13 protein-coding genes are annotated in these 20,520 nt (G+C 61.8%); 8 read left to right on the forward strand and 5 right to left on the reverse strand.

Annotated features, from left to right (window positions below; genetic code table 11):
- Nucleotides 1-210: 210 nt before the first annotated feature.
- The 4 genes from AC1RUK_RS23450 (at nt 211) to AC1RUK_RS23465 (ending at nt 12,371) form a co-directional block, all read left to right on the forward strand.
- Nucleotides 211-9,489: a DUF5801 repeats-in-toxin domain-containing protein gene (locus AC1RUK_RS23450; protein WP_481838743.1), complete on the forward strand. Its 9,279-nt coding sequence runs from the start codon at nt 211-213 to the stop codon at nt 9,487-9,489.
- Nucleotides 9,490-9,565: 76 nt separating this feature from the next.
- Nucleotides 9,566-9,934, forward strand: coding sequence for a hypothetical protein (locus AC1RUK_RS23455; protein WP_481839414.1), 369 nt, complete (start codon nt 9,566-9,568; stop codon nt 9,932-9,934).
- Between the two features lie 31 nt (nt 9,935-9,965).
- Entirely contained in the window at nt 9,966-11,153 is a 1,188-nt protein-coding gene (locus tag AC1RUK_RS23460; protein WP_481838742.1) for an ABC transporter substrate-binding protein, read from the forward strand.
- Nucleotides 11,154-11,396: 243 nt separating this feature from the next.
- A complete protein-coding gene (locus AC1RUK_RS23465; protein WP_481838741.1) occupies nt 11,397-12,371 on the forward strand; it encodes a phosphatase PAP2 family protein in 975 nt (324 codons plus the stop codon).
- A gap of 15 nt (nt 12,372-12,386) precedes the next feature.
- Here the strand turns inward: AC1RUK_RS23465 and AC1RUK_RS23470 are convergent, their stop codons facing one another.
- The 5 genes from AC1RUK_RS23470 to AC1RUK_RS23490 are packed head-to-tail and all read right to left on the reverse strand — an operon-like array spanning nt 12,387 to nt 16,848.
- The gene (locus AC1RUK_RS23470; RefSeq protein WP_481838740.1) at nt 12,387-12,926 is read right to left on the reverse strand and encodes a prepilin peptidase; all 540 of its coding nucleotides are present in this window, start codon (nt 12,924-12,926) and stop codon (nt 12,387-12,389) included.
- Between the two features lie 9 nt (nt 12,927-12,935).
- Entirely contained in the window at nt 12,936-13,475 is a 540-nt protein-coding gene (locus AC1RUK_RS23475; protein WP_436170836.1) for a tetratricopeptide repeat protein, read from the reverse strand.
- Between the two features lie 56 nt (nt 13,476-13,531).
- Nucleotides 13,532-14,482: a type II secretion system F family protein gene (locus tag AC1RUK_RS23480; protein WP_481838739.1), complete on the reverse strand. Its 951-nt coding sequence runs from the start codon at nt 14,480-14,482 to the stop codon at nt 13,532-13,534.
- Between the two features lie 18 nt (nt 14,483-14,500).
- Complete coding sequence (locus AC1RUK_RS23485) at nt 14,501-15,472, reverse strand: type II secretion system F family protein (RefSeq protein WP_481838738.1); 972 nt, start codon at nt 15,470-15,472, stop codon at nt 14,501-14,503.
- Entirely contained in the window at nt 15,472-16,848 is a 1,377-nt protein-coding gene (locus tag AC1RUK_RS23490; RefSeq protein WP_481838737.1) for a TadA family conjugal transfer-associated ATPase, read from the reverse strand. The genes AC1RUK_RS23485 and AC1RUK_RS23490 overlap by 1 nt, the downstream gene beginning before the upstream one ends.
- 520 nt (nt 16,849-17,368) lie before the next feature.
- On the opposite strand from AC1RUK_RS23490, the gene AC1RUK_RS23495 reads away from it, so the two are divergent.
- From AC1RUK_RS23495 to AC1RUK_RS23510, 4 genes are all read left to right on the forward strand, one after another.
- On the forward strand, nt 17,369-17,584 hold the full coding sequence (locus AC1RUK_RS23495) for a Flp family type IVb pilin (RefSeq protein WP_481838736.1): 216 nt from the start codon (nt 17,369-17,371) through the stop codon (nt 17,582-17,584).
- Nucleotides 17,585-17,672: 88 nt separating this feature from the next.
- Nucleotides 17,673-18,713 carry a Flp pilus assembly protein CpaB gene (gene cpaB / locus AC1RUK_RS23500; RefSeq protein WP_481838735.1) on the forward strand — a complete coding sequence of 347 codons (1,041 nt, stop codon included), beginning with the start codon at nt 17,673-17,675 and terminating at the stop codon, nt 18,711-18,713.
- A 102-nt stretch (nt 18,714-18,815) separates the two neighbouring features.
- Complete coding sequence (locus AC1RUK_RS23505) at nt 18,816-20,198, forward strand: type II and III secretion system protein family protein (RefSeq protein WP_481838734.1); 1,383 nt, start codon at nt 18,816-18,818, stop codon at nt 20,196-20,198.
- On the forward strand, nt 20,185-20,466 hold the full coding sequence (locus AC1RUK_RS23510) for a hypothetical protein (protein ID WP_481838733.1): 282 nt from the start codon (nt 20,185-20,187) through the stop codon (nt 20,464-20,466). Before AC1RUK_RS23505 ends, AC1RUK_RS23510 begins: the two co-directional genes overlap by 14 nt.
- The last annotated feature ends 54 nt before the right edge of the window (nt 20,467-20,520 follow it).

The raw sequence follows: 20,520 nt of genomic DNA on the forward strand, positions 1-20,520 counted from the left end.
TTATACTTATATTTGCCGAAAGATCGCGGCCCAACCGCCGTCAAAAAGGATCCGCGAGGGACAAGATATAGGTGGCTATATGGTAGCAGTTTACCATGCGCAAAAAATGCGCACGCCTGTATATTCCAATATATTAAATAGATTGAGAGACTGTTGCAAAGCAGAGGCCGCCCCTGTCTCTTTCCGGGAAATACCGGAGGGGTTTCAGAGATGACCACCAATATCGAGTTGGACAACGTTTCGGGTTCTTGGAACGAGCATTCTGCTTCCAGCGAACACAACGGCGCGACGGTACCGGCAGAGATGCAGGTCGCCCAGGCAGCAACAGGACAGCCTGCCCCGGCGGCAGCCGATTCGGTTCCGGTCGATGTCGGCAGCGGCGCGCCAGTTCAACCGCAAGTGCCCGCGGCAGCGGCGGCAAATCCACCAGCGGAAGGCGCACCTGCTGCGGCAAACGCGGCGGCGGCTCAGCCGCATGACTATGTGGCCGACGCCAGCAACGTCGTGAAGCTTCCGGCTAATGTCTCGATCGACAACATCCGTGTCGACGGCCACAATCTGGTGCTTGAACAGCCCGACGGTTCGGTGATCGTCATCAAGGACGGCGCCCTGAACGTGCCAACCTTCATCCTCGGCGATGTCGAGGTGCCGCGCGTTGCCTTGATCGCGGCGCTGGAAGCAAGCCATGTCGACGTCGCCTTCGGCGCCGACGGTTCGATCTCGGCCGGACCTGGCAACGGCCCGAACAGCGCCGGCGGCAACTTCTCAGTTCCCCCCGGCGGCATCGGCGACGGGTTCGACCTTTCGGCCTTGCTGCCCCCGACTGCCTTGCAGTTCGGGCTGCTGGAGCGGCGCGAACTCTTTCCCTCGACAGTCGACAGACAGGTTTCAGTGGTGGCCACGTCATTGCTTGCTCCGAGCGAGGCGGCAAGCGAAACCGGCCTCGACGGCGGCCAATCGCAATCGCCGGGCAGCAACGCGCCGAGCGACGAGGAAACGTCCAACACCGGAACGATCACCATCGACGCGCCGGACGGCATCGGCTCAATCGTCATCAATGGCGTCACCGTGAACGGCGTCGGCCAGCAGATCCAGGGCGATTTCGGCTACATCACGATCGTGTCCTTCGATCCGGTCACCGGTGCCATCGAATACAATTACACGGTCACCGAGTCGGTCGCCCATCCGGACCAGACAAGTGGATTTGACCCCAACGATACGGTTCCGGACAATTTCAGCATCACGGTGACGGATGTCGACGGCGATACGGCCAGCACCACCTTTGCCGTCGCCATCATCGACGACGTGCCGACGGCGGTCGCCGACATCGACAGCATCGCGGCCGGCCAGTTCGGCCCGGCGACCGGCAATGTGATCAGCGATGCCGAGGGCGATGGCGGCGCAGATACCAAGGGCGCGGATGGCGCGGCGGTGGTTGGCGTCCAGGCCGGCGACACGAACGCCGATGTCGACAACGCCGCCACGCTCGGCGTGCAGATCCAGGGCACCTACGGGAAGCTGACGCTCGCCGCCGACGGGTCCTACTCCTATGTGCGCGATGCCGGCACCGCCGGCGGCGTCAATGACGTCTTCACGTATACGATCAAGGACGGCGACGGCGACACTTCGCACACCACGCTGACCATCTCGATCGGCAACACGCCGCCCGTCATCACCGACCTGACGCCGGAAGCCAATGGCGGCGACGTGACGGTGGATGAAGAGGCATTGAATGTCGGCACGCCGGGCGGACCCGGCTCCAATCCGGCAAGCACGGCCGAGACCGGTGCGGGCACCTTCACCATCTCCTCGCCCGACGGCATCGCCGCGCTGACCATCGACGGCCACAGCTTCATTACCAATGGCGCGTTCACCGCCGGCTCGTTCACGACCGCGCTCGGCAACACTCTGTCGGTGACGGCCTACAATCCTGCTACAGGCGAGGTGAGCTACACCTACACGCTCAATGACAACGAGGCGCATGCCAACGCCCTCGACCAGAACAGCCTGTTCGAAAGCTTCACCGTTACGCTCACAGACCAGGACGCGCAGAGCGTCAACGGCACGCTGTCGGTCAACATCACCGACGACGTGCCGACGGCGGTCGCCGATATCGACAGCATCGCGGCCGGCCAGTTCGGCCCGGCCACCGGCAATGTGATCAGCGATGCCGAGGGCGATGGCGGCGCCGACACCAAGGGTGCCGATGGCGCGGCCGTGGTTGGCGTCGAGGCCGGCAACACCAATGCCGATGTCGACAACGCCGCCACGCTCGGCGTGCAGGTCCAGGGCACCTACGGCAAGCTGACGCTCGCCGCCGACGGGTCCTACTCCTATGTCCGCGACGCCGGCACGCCCGGCGGCGTCAATGACGTCTTCACCTACACCATCAAGGACGGCGACGGCGACACCTCACACACCACGCTGACCATCTCGATCGGCAACGCGCCGCCCGTCATCACCGACCTGACGCCGGAAGCCGGTGGCGGCGACGTCACCGTCAACGAGGACGACCTGCTGGCCATCCGTGCGCCTGGTGAATCCGCAGGCTCCGACAGCTCGAAGGAAAGCACCACCCAAGTCGGCACCTTCACCATCTCCTCGCCCGACGGCATCGCTTCGTTGACCATCGAAGGCCACAGCTTCATCACCAATGGCGTGTTCACCCCCGGCTCCTTCAACACCGCGCTCGGCAACACGCTGTCGGTGACGGCCTACAATCCAGCTACAGGCGAGGTGAGCTACACCTACACGCTCAACGACAACGTGGCGCATGCCAATGCCCTCGGTCAGAACAGCCTGTTCGAAAGCTTCACCGTTACTCTCACCGACCAGGACGCGCAGAGCGTCAACGGCACGCTGTCGGTCAACATCGTCGATGATGTGCCGACGGCGGTCGCCGACATCGACAGCATCGCGGCCGGACAGTTTGGCCCGGCGACAGGCAATGTGCTTGCCGGCGGAACCGATGGCGCGGACGCCAACGCAACGGACGGCAATGCCGACACCAAGGGTGCCGATGGCGCGGCCGTGGTTGGCGTCGAGGCCGGCAACACCAATGCCGATGTCGACAACGCCGCCACGCTCGGCGTGCAGGTCCAGGGCACCTACGGCAAGCTGACGCTCGCCGCCGACGGGTCCTACTCCTATGTGCGCGACGCCGGCACGCCCGGCGGCGTCAATGACGTCTTCACCTACACCATCAAGGACGGCGACGGCGACACCTCACACACCACGCTGACCATCTCGATCGGCAACGCGCCGCCCGTCATCACCGACCTGACGCCGGAAGCCAATGGCGGCGACGTGACGGTGGATGAAGAGGCATTGAATGTCGGCACGCCGGGCGGACCCGGCTCCAATCCGGCAAGCACGGCCGAAACCGGTGCGGGCACCTTCACTATTTCCTCGCCCGACGGCATCGCCGCGCTGACCATCGAAGGCCACACCTTCATCACCAACGGCGTGTTCACCGCAGGCTCCTTTACTACGGCGCTCGGCAATACGCTGTCGGTGACGGCCTACAATCCTGCTACAGGCGAGGTGAGCTATACCTACACGCTGGACGACAACGAGGCGCATGCCAATGCCCTCGGTCAGAACAGCCTGTTCGAAAGCTTCACCGTTACTCTCACCGACCAGGACGCGCAGAGCGTCAACGGCACGCTGTCGGTCAACATCGTCGATGATGTGCCGACGGCGAGCGTGGAGGCTTCGCAGAACGTCGCCGAAGGCGCGACGCTGACCGGCACACTGGACTTCGTGGCCGGCGCCGACGGCGCCACGGTGACGCATATCGACGGCACGCCGCTGGTGTTCAATCCGGCTGACAGCAACTACTCGCAGCCGATCGACATCGGCGACGGCTTCATCAAGGTCAAGGCCGACGGCAGCTACTCGTTCACGGCCGACAGTCCGGTTGCCGGCACGGGTGCGGCATCGGCGACCTACACGGTGACGGACAGCGACGGCGATACCGCGACGGCCGGCATCAGCTTCGTGGTGACTGACGCCAATACGCCAACGAGCGGCACGGCCGCGGCCGCAGTCGACGATGACGGACTTGCCGGCGGCAATCCGGCGAGCACGACGGGCGATATAAATGCCAATATCGGCGATGCCGACGGCCCCGCCAGCAGCGAAGCAAGCTTCTCGGGCACGCTGGGCGGCAGTGTCGGCGGCGACGGTGCCGGCGCCAATGGTTTCTCCTTCGCGACGCTGAATGGCACCGGCGGCACGATCGGCCAGGAGAACGTCACCTATAGCTGGAACTCCCTCAACAACACGCTGACGGCGACGACCACCAGCGGCGATCGCATCGGCACCCCGCTGTTCCAGGTCCAGATCACTGACCCGGCGACCGGCACCTATCATGTGACGCTGCTCAACAACGTGCTTCAGGCCCAGGGTCCCAATGACGAGAACAACGCAACAGTCGATCTGGGCTACGTCATCACCGATGCCGACGGCTCGACGGCACCGGGCACGCTGACCATCACCTTCAATGACGATGCCCCGACGGCGGCGCCCTCGGCAGCGGCACAGCCGGTGCTGACGGTCGACGAGACGGTGCTTGCGACGAATGCGACGGCGAACTTCGCTTCCAACTTCACCTCGGCCTTCGGCGCCGATGGCGCCGGCACGCTGGTCTACGGGCTGAACGTGACGGCAGGGCCTTCGGGCCTGATCGACACGGCAACCGGCCAGGCGGTCAACATCGCCCTCGTCGGCAATGTCGTCGAAGGCCGCACGGCAGGCAGCAATGAGCTGGTGTTCACGCTGACCGTCAACACCGCCAATGGCGATGTGACGCTCGATCAACTCCGTGCCGTGGTCCATCCCAACACCGCCAATCCTGATGACAGTGTCAGCCTCGGCGCCGACAGCCTGATCAAGGTGACGGCAACGATCACCGACAAGGACGGCGACAGCCAGTCGGCCTCGGTCGACATCGGCCAGAACCTGGTGTTCAAGGACGATGGCCCGACGATGGCGCCCTCGGCAGCGGCACAGCCGGTGCTGACGGTCGACGAGACGGTGCTTGCGACGAATGCGACGGCGAACTTCGCTTCCAACTTCACCTCGGCCTTCGGCGCCGATGGCGCCGGCACGCTGGTCTACGGGCTGAACGTGACGGCAGGGCCTTCGGGCCTGATCGACACGGCAACCGGCCAGGCGGTCAACATCGCCCTCGTCGGCAATGTCGTCGAAGGCCGCACGGCAGGCAGCAATGAGCTGGTGTTCACGCTGACCGTCAACACCGCCAATGGCGATGTGACGCTCGATCAGCTCCGTGCCGTGGTCCATCCCAACACCGCCAATCCTGATGACAGTGTCAGCCTCGGCGCCGACAGCCTGATCAAGGTGACGGCAACGATCACCGACAAGGACGGCGACAGCCAGTCGGCCTCGGTCGACATCGGCCAGAACCTGGTGTTCAAGGACGATGGTCCGACGATGGCGCCCTCGGCAGCGGCACAGCCGGTGCTGACGGTCGACGAGACGGTGCTTGCGACGAATGCGACGGCGAACTTCGCTTCCAACTTCACCTCGGCCTTCGGCGCCGATGGCGCCGGCACGCTGGTCTACGGGCTGAACGTGACGGCAGGGCCTTCGGGCCTGATCGACACGGCAACCGGCCAGGCGGTCAACATCGCCCTCGTCGGCAATGTCGTCGAAGGCCGCACGGCAGGCAGCAATGAGCTGGTGTTCACGCTGACCGTCAACACCGCCAATGGCGATGTGACGCTCGATCAGCTCCGTGCCGTGGTCCATCCCAACACCGCCAATCCTGATGACAGTGTCAGCCTCGGCGCCGACAGCCTGATCAAGGTGACGGCAACGATCACCGACAAGGACGGCGACAGCCAGTCGGCCTCGGTCGACATCGGCCAGAACCTGGTGTTCAAGGACGATGGTCCGACGATGGCGCCCTCGGCAGCGGCACAGCCGGTGCTGACGGTCGACGAGACGGTGCTTGCGACGAATGCGACGGCGAACTTCGCTTCCAACTTCACCTCGGCCTTCGGCGCCGATGGCGCCGGCACGCTGGTCTACGGGCTGAACGTGACGGCAGGGCCTTCGGGCCTGATCGACACGGCAACCGGCCAGGCGGTCAACATCGCCCTCGTCGGCAATGTCGTCGAAGGCCGCACGGCAGGCAGCAATGAGCTGGTGTTCACGCTGACCGTCAACACCGCCAATGGCGATGTGACGCTCGATCAACTCCGTGCCGTGGTCCATCCCAACACCGCCAATCCTGATGACAGTGTCAGCCTCGGCGCCGACAGCCTGATCAAGGTGACGGCAACGATCACCGACAAGGACGGCGACAGCCAGTCGGCCTCGGTCGACATCGGCCAGAACCTGGTGTTCAAGGACGATGGCCCGACGATGGCGCCCTCGGCAGCGGCACAGCCGGTGCTGACGGTCGACGAGACGGTGCTTGCGACGAATGCGACGGCGAACTTCGCTTCCAACTTCACCTCGGCCTTCGGCGCCGATGGCGCCGGCACGCTGGTCTACGGGCTGAACGTGACGGCAGGGCCTTCGGGCCTGATCGACACGGCAACCGGCCAGGCGGTCAACATCGCCCTCGTCGGCAATGTCGTCGAAGGCCGCACGGCAGGCAGCAATGAGCTGGTGTTCACGCTGACCGTCAACACCGCCAATGGCGATGTGACGCTCGATCAGCTCCGTGCCGTGGTCCATCCCAACACCGCCAATCCTGATGACAGTGTCAGCCTCGGCGCCGACAGCCTGATCAAGGTGACGGCAACGATCACCGACAAGGACGGCGACAGCCAGTCGGCCTCGGTCGACATCGGCCAGAACCTGGTGTTCAAGGACGATGGTCCGACGATGGCGCCCTCGGCAGCGGCACAGCCGGTGCTGACGGTCGACGAGACGGTGCTTGCGACGAATGCGACGGCGAACTTCGCTTCCAACTTCACCTCGGCCTTCGGCGCCGATGGCGCCGGCACGCTGGTCTACGGGCTGAACGTGACGGCAGGGCCTTCGGGCCTGATCGACACGGCAACCGGCCAGGCGGTCAACATCGCCCTCGTCGGCAATGTCGTCGAAGGCCGCACGGCGGGCAGCAATGAGCTGGTGTTCACGCTGACCGTCAACACCGCCAATGGCGATGTGACGCTCGATCAGCTCCGTGCCGTGGTCCATCCCAACACCGCCAATCCTGATGACAGTGTCAGCCTCGGCGCCGACAGCCTGATCAAGGTGACGGCAACGATCACCGACAAGGACGGCGACAGCCAGTCGGCCTCGGTCGACATCGGCCAGAACCTGGTGTTCAAGGACGATGGCCCGACGATCTCGGCGCCGGGCGCCAGTGCATCGCTGACGGTCGACGAGACGGTTCTCGTGACCAACGACACGCAGAGCTTCGCCAGCGCCTTCACCTCCAGCTATGGCGCCGATGGCGCCGGCGCCATCACCTATGCGCTGGGCTTCAATGCCGGGTCGACCGGGCTGGTCGACACGGCGACGAACCAGGCGGTCGTGCTCAGCCTGGAGAGCGGCCAGGTGGTCGGCCGCGCCGGTATCGGTGGCCCGATCGTGTTCACGGTCTCGACCGATGCCTCGGGCAATGTGACGCTCGACCAGCAGCGGGCGGTCGTCCATCCGACGTCGGATCCGAACGAGCCGATCAGCCTGAACACCGACAATCTGGTGACGCTGACGGCAACCATCACCGACAAGGACGGCGACAGTTCCGCGGCGACGCTCAACATCGGCCAGAACCTGACCTTCCTCGATGACGGCCCGACGGTTCTCGACAAGACGGATCTCTATTTCGCCAACAGCGGGACTGTCAGCGGCACCGGTGTGTTCGACTACTCCATAGGTGCTGACGGACGTACGACGTACAGCAGCGTCAATTCTGATTTTGCCGCCATCACATTGGCTGGCACTGTGGCCGGAAATGCGATCACGTCGCCGACCGTAACCTGGGCTTCCGAGACGTCAACGGAGGCCGTCTTCAATGTCAGCTTCAGCTATCTCACGGGTGGGGTGTCAACGGCGGAAACGGGCACCATTACTTTCGACAAGGTGGCTGGAACTTACACCGTGGACCTGGCCGACCCGATCTCTGCGGTAACGATCAGTACTGTGAGCAATTCGTCTTCTATCGTCGGCTATGAGCCGGGATCCTCGACGGTTGACAACAGCCAGCCGGATGTGGCGGTGGCCCAGGTCAATACAAACCTGTTCATCCAGTTCACCGGCTATGCGGAACCGGGTGCCGGCACCGGCGCCAACAACCTGCAATCGGGTTCGATTGACGGCAGCACGCTTACTTATGTGAACGGAGAACTGCTCGCCCAGAGTTCGGCATTCGTGTCCATCTCCGGAATAGCTAACGGCGTTGCCGGCGATACAATGGGCAAGGGAGAAGTCATTGACATGGACTTCTTCACCACGAACCCGACTGGATTTACGGGCCTGGCGCCCGATGCCCAGGTCGGTTCGATGTTCCTGAAATTCGATGGCATCGGGAACTCCGAAGACTTCATCGTCATCCTGAAACTCTACGACACGGTTGCCGGCACCTATACAACCAAGGCAATGTATGTCGAGAACGGCGACATCTTCAGGGGCGCGGGCCCTGGTCCGGGCATCTACTCCAGCGTAACGCTCGACAACAATGACGGCCTGCTGATCATCGAATCGAATGATTACAACACTGCTGGTCAGCACTACGTGCTGGTGGGCGCCCAAATCACACCGACCGATGAAGGCATCACCGGCACAGCCATCAATCTCAACGGCGCCATCGGTGCCGGCGGGGCGAGCACCACAACCCAAAACCTGAGCTCCGATACCAATGATCTTGGGTTCAAGATCTCCGATATCGGCCTGGTCAGCACCACGACGACAGCCCAGAATGCCGATCTGACCTTCAACGTCACCGTGAAAGACGCGGACGGCGATACGTCACCGGCGCAGCAACTGGACGTTCACGTTGTCAACGGTGTTACCTATACCGGCACGGCTGATGCCGAGACCATGCAGGGCACGGCCAATGGCGACACGCTGACCGGCAACGGCGGCAACGATATCCTGCAAGGGTTTGCCGGAGTCGATATTCTGAACGGCGGCGACGGCAACGACCTTCTCATCGGAGGTCTCGGCCAGGACACCATGACCGGCGGCACGGGAGCCGACACGTTCAAGCTCGACGGCCTGGACATCAAGGATCTTATTGTCGACTACAGCGGTCTTGGCGGGCACGGCGACAAGATCGACCTGTCGGCCTTGTTCGACACGGCCCCGGGCGGCGCCAATGTCGGCGACTTCGTCAACTACAATGCGGGAACGGGCACGCTCAGCGTCGACGCCAACGGCACGACCGGCGGCGCCAACTTCGTCGACGTCGCGACGCTGCAGAACCTGCCCGCGGCCAATACGATCACGCTGCTTTACGACGACGGAACAACCACGCACACGACCACTGCAAATCTGGTGTAACGGCGTGGCGCTAAACCATTGGACCGTGCTATGCATTAGCACGGTCCAATATTTGGGATATGGAGGGGCATTCATGATGAAGCGTTCTGCAAGACTACTGGTTTCCACCGCGGCGCTGTTGCTGGCCGGATCGACGGGCTTTGCCGCCGACATCATCGACGGGCCGACGGGCGACTATTGCCGCGTCGTGGGCACGTCCAATCTGGTGCTGACCGAAAACATCGTCGATCTCAGGACCCAGGTGGTCAAGCTGATGGACGAATCGGTCGCCGTCGCCAACAGCTCGGAGTGGATCCACTCCGCCCGCCCGGCCTTCGTCTGGGCATCGGAAGCCAAGGTCGCCTGCGGCAAGGCCTATGGCTACCTGAAGACGAACTACCGCGACGAAGACTATCTCAACAAATGCGAGTGCTTTCACGATCGCATGGTCGAATACATGAACTGACCGGAAAGGCCAGGACACCGGCCGGCAGTCGATGAGAGCCAAGAAAAAGCCGTTGGGGGCGATCGCGCTGGCGCTCGCGGCGACCCTGTCTGGCTGTCAGTCGAAAGGCAGCGTGACCGAAGCGCTCGACCCGGCCCAGATCGCCGTGCCCAATGCGCCGGCCGGCATGGCTGCCGCCGCCCCGCCGCAGGCGACGCAGTCGCTCGGCACGGGCTCGACCAAGATCACCATGCTTCTGCCGCTGTCGGCCCCGGGAACCGCGGGACAGGACGGCCGCAAGATGTTCGACGCCGCCAGGCTGGCGATGACCGACCTCGGCAACAACCTCCTCACGCTGACCGTCGAGGACACGCGCGGCGACTCGGGCTACGCCAAGGACCTGGCGGTCAAGGCGATCACGACGGGATCGAAAGTCGTCATCGGCCCGAGCGAACTGCCGGCCGCGCAGCATATCGCCAAGCTGTCGGGCTCGAACCGGCCGCCGGTGCTGGCGCTGGCCGACAATTTCGCCGGCGGCCCCGGCGTCTATGCCGTGCGGCTCAGCGAAGCAGATAGCGCGGCGGCGGGTGCCGCGGCCATCGCCGCCAAGGGCGCCAAGAAATTCGTGCTGCTGGTTGGGGCGGGCGCCAATGCCGGCACCGTTGAAAAGCGGGTCGCCAACAGCCTCAGCATCTATGGCGCGTCGCTCGCCGTCACCCTGCCCTATTCGCTGGCCGACGGCGGCGCCAAGGCGATCGCCGACATGGGCTCGCTGGTGGAAGCCCCGGACGCAGTCATCGTCGCCAGCGGAGACGCCAGCCCGGTGCCACTGCTTGCCGCGCTGAAATCGAAAGGCATCCCGGGCAAGACGACGAAGCTCATCGGAACGGACCGCTGGCTGGAGCACCCGATGGATCCGCTGTTCGAAAGCGCCTATATCGCCACGCTCGACCAGGGCGAGACCGGGCCGATCGCCGACCGCTTCAAGACGACGTACAACTACCAGCCGGATGTCAATGTCGCCTACGCCTATGACATGGTCGCGCTGACCGCCGGCATCGCCAGCGCCGTCGGTCCCGACGGCTTCAGCAAGCAGGTGCTGGAAAACCCGAGCGGCTTCCGCGGATCGACCGGCCTGTTCAGGTTCAGGGCGGATGGATCCAGCCAGCGCTCGATGCCGTTCTACCGGGTCGAGAAGGGCGCGCTGAAGCTGGTGGAGAAGTCGACGTCGGGGTTTTGAGGGGGCCGGGCCAGCCGAAGGAAGTTGGTTGCGTTTTGGTGCAACCGGTCGCATTCTCCGGTCGGGAGCGGGGTCTGATTTGGACTTTCTCAGGCGGCTTTTCATTGTGGCGCTTGTTGGCGCGATCAGCGCAGGTGCTGTTGCGCTCATCGAACGCCTGGTGCTTGAGCCCCCAAGGCCGACGGTCTCCGGCGAACCACCGCCTCTCCCCATCGTCAAGAAGAAGCCGGTGCGGCAATGGAAATGGCGCCTGATCTAGCCCTGGAACGACCGCGCTTCTCTGCTTCCGCAAAGCTCGCAGTGTTCTGCCTATGCTATGCCGGGCTCGCGGCCTACCTCTATCCCGACACCTATTTTGCGGCGCTGGGCACCTACAGGCTGAGACTTCTCTACCTCATGCTGCCCTTCCTGATATTGCTCGGGCTCGCCATTGCCGCCATCATCAACCGGCCGCGCTCCCCGCTCAGCTGGTTGCGGGACAAGCTGAAGTCACGAGGCATCGGAGCGACGTGCACGCTCGGAATCTTCATCCTTTGTCTGGCTGCGTTCACAACCTTCAAGCACGAATTCTCGCAGATGGTGCCGTTCTTCGCCGATCAGATCCTGGCGAGCATCGACGCGGCCTTGCATTTCGGCGATCCTTGGCAATGGGCGCGCGCCCTGCCAATTCCGGCCTTTGCCGATCGGGCGCTCTATGTCCTTTATTCGCATCTGTGGTTCGTTCTGCTTGCCGGCATCGTCGTCGCCGCAGCCTGGCTTGACGATGCTTCGAAGCGCCAGCGCTACTTCCTGTCGCTCACCGTCGTGGTGATTGTACTGGGCGTGATCGTGAGGTTGGCCGTGTCCTCGGCTGGGCCGATCTTCTACGACCGGATGTTTGAGTCTGACAGGTTCGAAGACCTCATGGCGTCGCTAAAGGCGAGCAATGCCGGCCCCGACATCCTCCTCATCGCCGACTATCTTTATTCGTCCTACACGACCCACAAAGCGTCGATCGGTACCGGTATTTCGGCAATGCCGAGTTTCCACGTTGCCATCGCTGTCCTGAACGCCCTTTTCCTCTGGAGCCTCAACCGATGGGCCGGCTTGATCGCCTGGATCTACGCAGGCCTTATCATGTTCGGCTCGATCTACTTCGGATGGCACTACGCCACCGACGGCTATCTGGCGATCGTCGCAACTATGATGATCTGGCGATATAGCGGGCGATGGGTCTAAGCGAACAGCCAAGAGTTAGTTAAGCTGCTGCAGAACTCCAGAACTGCTGGCCAGCATCCAACTCCCGTATATCTGGAAGGCTATAGCGCCAGTCGCAGCTGCCGAAATCGGCACGCCGAACGGCACGACGCCCTTGCGGTCCATGTGTTGGACATAGAGCCGAAACGCGCCTGCCGGCAGCAGAAACGGGTTTTTCATCACCACTGCCATGGCCACGGCGAACACCATCAACAGCAGAGAAAACACGACGAGGCCGCTGCCGCCGACAAGTAACGGTATGACCGCCATCAGTTTGACATCGCCGGCGCCGACCTTGCGTAAGACCCAGAACGGGAAGAGCACGACAAACAGCAAGAGACCGGCAACCGCGCTCAGCCCCATGTCCCACCAGGAGCCGGATGGTAGGGCCAACAACAGCAGTGAGCCGGCGCCCAGGCAAAGCAGCAGCAGCACGTTGCTGTTGGATATCTTCTGGGTGGTGAAGTCGAGCCAGGCGATCCTGGCAAGCAGAGGGATCGCAAACGCCTTCATCAGCAGCGAAGCGGCAAACAACATGGAGGCGCTCTACCGCTCGACGTTCTGCACGCTGGAGGCGAGGAGCTTCAGATTGTTGGCCACGGTCGGATCCTTGGGCGCCAGCTCGTAGGCCTTGAGGAAGTTGGTGCGCGCGTCCTGCAGCTTGCCGCGCAGCAGATAGGAATAGCCGACATTGTTGTAATATTCGGGTGTCCCGCCAATCAGCTTGAACGCCCGGCTATAGGCCCGGTCGGCAAGGTCGAAGCGCCGGATGCGGTCGCTGCAGGCGGCAAGGCCCAGCCAGGCAACACCGTCATTGGGCGCCAGTTGCGTCGCCTTGTAGAACAGCGCGCCGGCATTGCCGTAATTTTCCGCGCGGAACTGGTTCCTGGCTTCGGCGACGGCCAGGTCGGAGGCATAGTATTCGACATCGCTGACCGTCTTCAGCCCGTCGAATGCATCGCCAAAAGCCGTCACGTCACCCTTGGAGGGTTCGTTGGTGCGGACGACACCGTCGGTGGCGTCCGTCTGGCAGCCGGCGATCGCCATGATCAATAGGCCGGCTGCGGCCGCATTTTGCCATCTCATATAGACTTCCCCTAGGGATTCCCCGACGCCACATTAGAATCAAAGCGTACGCATAACTAGAAGAAAACGCCCTTCATCCGGATGATTACAGGCAGCAGAATTACCATAAGCACAACCGGAAAAACGCAAAGTCCCAAAGGGATCATCATTTTGACCGGCAGGGAATTGGCGCGCTCCTCGGCGATTAGGATCCGCTGGCTTCGCATCTCGTCGCTGTAAACCCGCAAAGCGTCGGTCAGGCTGGTGCCAAGTTCTTCCGACTGCCTGAAAAGCACCGCCAAAGCCCGTGCCTCTTCAAGTCCCAGGCGGTCGGCGAGTTCACGCAACGCATCCCGCAACGGCTTGCCGGCGCGCATTTGCAGATTCATGATCGCGAGTTGAATGCCCAGCCATTTGTGGGTGCCGGCCAGTTCCTGGCTGACACGCTCGACCGCCGCCTCCAGGCTCATGCCGGCATCGGCGCAGGTGATCATCATGTCCATGAAGTCGGGAAAGCCGCGCCGGTAGATCTTCTTCTGTCCATTTTCAAAGCGGTCGAGCATGACGCTTGGAATCACCAGGCAGGCGAGACCGAACAGAGCGGAGACGACGAAGGGTAAGAAAGCCGGCAAATATGGCGGCAGAACCTGCGACAGAATCGCATAGCAACCCAGGAAGCCCAGACACACGACAGTGAGCCGCGACAAGGTGTAGATCACCGGCGCGCTGGCTTGATAGAAGCCGGCGCGGAAAAGCTTGGCTTCCAGCGCATTTGGTTCGCCGCGCTCCTTCTCGACAGTCCGGAAATAGGCTTGGATCGGACGTTGGGCAGCGATCTTAGCAAGCTGCTCCTGTCCCAGCAGGGAGCGGCGATTGGGAATGCCTTCGGCAATCAGGCTCTGCGTCACCAGTTTTCGCGTCTGCAGCGCCGGCAGCATGATGAGCGCTCCGAAAAGGAAAAGCGCTACCGCGGTCAGAAAGACCGCAATGGAGATGAGTAGACCCAGGTCCTGCAAGTTCGCGAACAATTCTGTGCTTCGCCCCCGTTAGATATCGAAGTTGACCATGCGATACATGATGAAGTCGCCCAACAGCGCCCAACCCCCGAAAATTGTAATCGCAGGCAACATCAGCGGATTGTTCCAGACAGTTCCATAGTATTCGGGCGCGGTGACCTGAAGGATCAGGAACATCACCACAGGAAACAAGGATATGATCCAGGCCGACACTCGCCCCTCAGCCGTAAGCGCTTTGATCTTCATGCGAAGCTTTTGCCGTTCACGCAGGACCCCCGAAAGATTGGCCAGGATTTCCGTGAGGTTGCCACCGGTCTTGGATTGGATAGAGAGTGACACCGACAGCAAATGCAACCCCTCGAAGCCGACCCGCTCCGACAGCTTTCGCACTGCCTGTTCCAGGCTGAGACCGAAAGTGATCTCGTCGGACACGATGCCGAATTCGGTTCCTATCGGGTCAGGCATCTCACGTGCGACCAAGCTGATTGCCACCGATGCCGGGTGGCCGGCCCTGAGCGACCGTACGATCATGTCGAGAGAGTCGGGAAGTTGCCGGGCGAATTTGAGGATTCGTTTGTTGCGCGCTCGCCGCAGAACCAGCAAGGGCAGCACGAAGCCGATGACGAGAAAGGCAATGAACCCGACAACCATCTGCAGGTTGAAGACCAGTGTAGCGAGAAGCCCTACAACCAGTCCCGCAAGCAGGAAGATCACCGCAAAGAGGATTGGATTCCCAGTGGTGCCTGACTGCGTATAAAGCCTGTTTAGACCAATTGCTCCGAAAAGGTAGTCGCCGGTGGAGGTCAGGCCTCGCTCGCGCAAAAGACCTTGTAAGGCCTGTTCCGCCGGCCCCTCCTCGCCGAGCCGCTTGAGCCGGCGATTGATGACACCGAGCCTTACACGCCGCGCCGAGTACGACACGTAGAGAGACTCGACTGCAAGGATCACCGAAGCGGCAGCCAGCACGTAGATGAAATAGAGCAACGTCTGTCCGGTCAGCATTACAGCGCAGCCTGCGGATTGAAGGCATCCTTCGCAAAATGATGCCCCAGCGTCGCCGCCTCCTGGGCAAAGCGCGGGCGAACACCGGTTGCCCGGAAATCTCCGATGATCGTACCGTCGGCACCGACATCACGCCGAACGAAATGATAGATTTCCTGGAGTTGGACGACATTGCCTTCCATGCCGGTCAGCTCCGATATGGAGATGACCCGCCTGCCGCCATCGGAAAGACGCTGCGTCTGCACGATGATGTCGATGGCCGAAGCGATCTGCGCCCGAATGGACTCATGGGTCATCGGCATGCCGGCCATGCCAACCATCTGCTCAAGGCGCGAAATCGCATCACGCGGCGTGTTGGCATGAATGGTGGTCATCGAGCCTTCATGACCAGTGTTCATGGCCTGCAGCATGTCGAAGGCTTCCTCACCGCGAACCTCACCGACGATGATGCGGTCGGGTCGCATGCGCAGTGCGTTCTTTACCAGTTCACGTTGGCGAACCTCGCCTTTTCCCTCCACATTGGGCGGGCGAGTTTCCAGCCGGCCGACATGCGGCTGCTGCAGTTGCAGCTCCGCCGCATCCTCGATGGTGATCAGGCGCTCCCTAGACGGAATGTAGGTGGACAGCGCGTTGAGCAAGGTCGTCTTGCCGCTGCCGGTGCCGCCCGAAACCAGGATCGACTTGCGCGCCTGCACGGCGATCCGCAGCATATCGACCATCGGCTGACGGATCGAATTGAACGCGATCAGGCGCTCGAGCGAATAAGGATGCTTGGAGAATTTTCGAATCGAGACCAGCGGGCCGTCAACCGAAATCGGCCGCACCGCAATGTTGACGCGCGAACCGTCTGCCAGGCGCGCGTCGACCATCGGCGCGGATTCATCGACGCGGCGGCCAATGGCCGAGACGATCTTGTTTATGATACGCAGCAGGTGTGCCTCGTCGCGGAAACGGATCGCGGTTTCCTCGATCACGCCACGGCGCTCGATGAACACCCGGTTGTGGGTGTTGATCAGGATATCAGCGATGGAATCGTCCTTGAGCAGTGGTTCGATCGGCCCCAATCCAAGCATCTCGTCGGCGGTGTCGCTGGTCAGTTGATCGAGCTCTCGCGCATTGAGTGGCACGTTTCGACCGCGGACAAATTCCCGCACGATCGGCCGGATCTCATTCAGGATTTCGTCCTTGGACGCGTTTTCAAGGGCGGTCAGGTTGAAACGATCGATGAGATGGCGGTGCAGCTCGACCTTGAGAGTCAGAAACTCATCGCCATTCGCCGCAATGTCCGCCACAGGCGCTGCAACCGGCTGCAATAACGCCGGAGTCAGTTGCTCGACCTGACGCTCACTCGGTCCCTTGATGAAGCGGCCTAACATGTCGCCCTAGCCCCCTTGGAATCCCCAAGGCCGGAAACTAAGCGTTAACCACGCAGGGCACAAGCGCCGGGCGCGGCTGAGAGGGCCGAATACTTACAACATAGTTAAGACGCGACCCCAAAAAAATCGTTTTATTTTAACACTGTGTATCCAGGGGCACACCTCAACTCCGACATCACGAAACGTGTCGCCCTGCAACGTGCGAATGTGCCGTCTCGGAGTCTCGGTAAACCCTTACATATAAAGGACTATGCACACACCCTAATATGATGGCACTTCCGCCACAGGTGGGGCGAAATTGTGAACGAATGGTTAAGGGCGCTTGAAAAACAAATCGAATCAATCCCTTGTCGAAATTGAACTTGCTTCCAACCAGGTATTCGAAGGTTAAGGAACTGTTAATCCCGTTTGACTCTGCTTTTTGTCGGGCCTTAGATCAAGTCGACGGGGGATGCTTGGGTATGGGGTTCATCCTTAGGCTCGTCTCGTCGGGTTCAAACCTCCAAAGGGAGAAATTGGCATGAAGAAGCTCATGACGATGGCCCGGCAGTTCCGCGACGACGAAAACGGCGCTGCTATGGTCGAATATTCCATCCTGATCGGCATCATCGCCGCTGCATCTATCCTGATCATCGTCGGCATCGGCCTGTGGGTGACGGGACGGTTTACCGGCCTTTGCACTGCCATGAACGGCACCGGCGTTCCCGGCAGCTGCTCGAGCGGCGCCGGCAGCTGATAACAGAACCATCCAGGGTCCGGGCAGCAATGTCCGGACCCTATCTTGCCCGGGGCGGGCGATTCACTAGATTTGGGGCTTGGGGTCTATGCGCGCCAATACAATCATCATGATCGTCCTCGCCGGCGTGTTCGGCGTACTGGCGGTGGTACTTGCCAATATCTGGCTAGCAAATCAGCGCAGTGCGCTGGCGAAGTCCGACGGAGTCAAGCACGACACTGTCGTCGTGGCGAGCGTACCGCTCAAATTCGGTGACACACTGACCGCAGACAAGTTGCGAGAAATCGCATGGCCGGTGGGTGCAGTTCCGGTCGGCGCATTCAAGACAACCAAAGATCTTCTTTCCGGCGAAGGCACGAAACAGGCATTGCAGGCTATCGGGGCCAACGAACCTGTTCTCGCCACCAAGATCACCGGCCCCGGCCAGCGCGCCACGCTATCGGCAGTGCTGAGCGAAGGCATGAAAGCCGTTTCGATCAGGGTCAACGACGTGCTTGGCGTTGCCGGCTTCGTCTTTCCCGGTGATCGTGTCGATGTTCTGTTGACACGCACTGTTCGCAGCGACGGAGGGGCGGATAAGAGTTTCGTCGACGTGCTGCTGCAGAGCGTCAAGGTGCTTGCCGTCGACCAGGTGGCCGACGAGAGCAAGGACAGCCCGACCGTGGTCAAGGCCGTGACGGTCGAAGTCAGCACCAAGGATGCACAGAAGCTGACATTGGCAGCCGGCGCAGGCCAGTTGTCGCTCGCGCTTCGCCAGGCTGCGGCCAGCAACGGCGAAACCACAGAACGCGTCACACTCGCGGACTTGACCGGCGATACGCCCGAGGATGTCGCCAAACGGCAGGCGGAACTTGACAGGCAGGCCGCTATGGAAGCCGAGGCGGCAGCCGAGCGCAAGCGCGCCGACGACAAGCTGGCCGGGCTGACCCAGGCAGTCGATCGGGTAGGAAGCAAGCTCGACGATCTCAGCAAGGTCAAGCCAGCCCCGGCTGTGGCATCTGCGCCGCAAATGAAGGAAATCGTCAAGGAAGTGGTCAAATATGTACAGCCGGAACCGCCGGCTCGAGCGACAGTCGGTGTCTTTCGAGGTATAAAGCTCGAAACATACGATGTGCCGCGACAGAAATAATACCGGCATATTAGGATAGGAATCCGAATCAGCCGGTAGGGGGTAGCGTAGATGCGTGCGTTCTGGGGACCACTGGCGACGACCGCTTTGGCTTGTTTTGCAATGCTACTCAGCTTTGCGACACATGCCGCGGACCGCAACATCGATGTGTCCAACCCCACCGTCCACCGTGTCTTCATCCCCACGTCGCAATCGGTGACGATCCAGGTGAACGCGACGCTGGGCGACATTGTCGTCGGCGACGAGAAGATCGCCGACGCCCAGCCGATGACCGACAAGACGCTCTATGTCATCGGCAAGAATGCCGGCACCACAACCGTCAACCTGTTTTCCGAAGACAAGCGTTCGCTTGGCGTCATCCAGGTCGAGGTCGGGGTCGACGTCAGCGACATGGCGCAGGCGATCCGTCAGGTGGCGCCCAAGTCGCGCATCGAAATCGGTTCGATCAACGGCAAGGTGAGGCTTGGCGGCCACGTCAAGGACGGCGCAACGCTGGCCTCCATCATGGAGGTGGCCCAGCAATACGGGCCCGACGCCATCATCAACTCGGTCATCGTCGACGACAGCCAGCAGGTCAACCTGGAAGTCCGCATCCTCGAAGCCAAGCGCAATGCCGGCCGCGATCTCGGCGTATCGTTCGTGGGCCGCAGCAATGCAACCAAGTTTGCAACCGGCATTGGCGCGGTTGACAAGGACAAGGTGGTGCTCGGAGCCGGAGATCTGGCCAGTGGCCTGCTGTCGAACACCAACCCGTTCGCGGCGCTGATCACCCAAATCATCGACAGCAACATCAAGGTTGACCTGATCATCGAGGCGCTCGAAGACAAGGGCGTGGTGCGCACCCTGGCCGAACCCAATCTCACGACGCTTTCCGGCGAGCCCGCCAGCTTCAACGCGGGCGGCGAAGTGCCGGTTCGCACCCTCACCCAGGACAATGGGGTTACCATCACGTACAAGCAGTTTGGCGTCAATCTGCTGTTCACGCCGATCGTGCTCGCCGACGACAAGATCCATATCATAATGGCGCCGGAAGTGAGCGACTTGACCGGCTTTACGACTGCCGGCGATCCGATCTTCACCAACCGCAAATTGTCGACCGTCGTCGAACTGCGCGACGGACAGAGCTTCGCGGTCGGCGGGCTTTTGTCGAGCAAGAACACCAAGCTCCAGCGACAGGTGCCCTGGCTTGGCCAGGTGCCGGTTGTCGGCGCGCTGTTCCGCAATTCGAGCAATCAGAAAGAAGAGACCGAGCTGGTCGTCATCGTCACCCCGCATCTTGTGCGGCCGGTGAAGCCCGGCGAGCAACTGGCGACGCAGTTCGACAAGACGCGGCCGGCCAACGACCCGGAGTTCTTCCTGCTCGGTCAGCTCGAAGTGAACAAGGATATGATCCGCAAGTATGAACTCGGCGAAGGCGTGGTCGGCCCCTACGGCCACATGCTGGACCTGAAATCGAAGGACAAGATGCTCTATGTCAAAAAATAAACTCTTGATCCTGTTATTGTACGCCGGCGCGCTGACGGGCTGCGCCGCCGACTATCTGAACAACTACGACACGGTGACGCTGGCAGCCGGTGATGCGCAGAAATTCAACTCGCTGCTGCAGACGGTCGACCCGCTCAATCCGAATTCGAAGAACACCACCATCGAGGGCGACGGTGCGCGCTCCGCCGGTGTCGCGCAAAGGTACAAGATTCCGCCACCGCCACCACCGGCGCCGAACATCACGGTCAATGTCGGCAACACGAATTAATCAGAAGGATGCGGTTTTATACGCGCCAGGCGAACGAGGGGGTTCTGGCGCCAG

The organism is Mesorhizobium monacense (assembly GCF_056781675.1).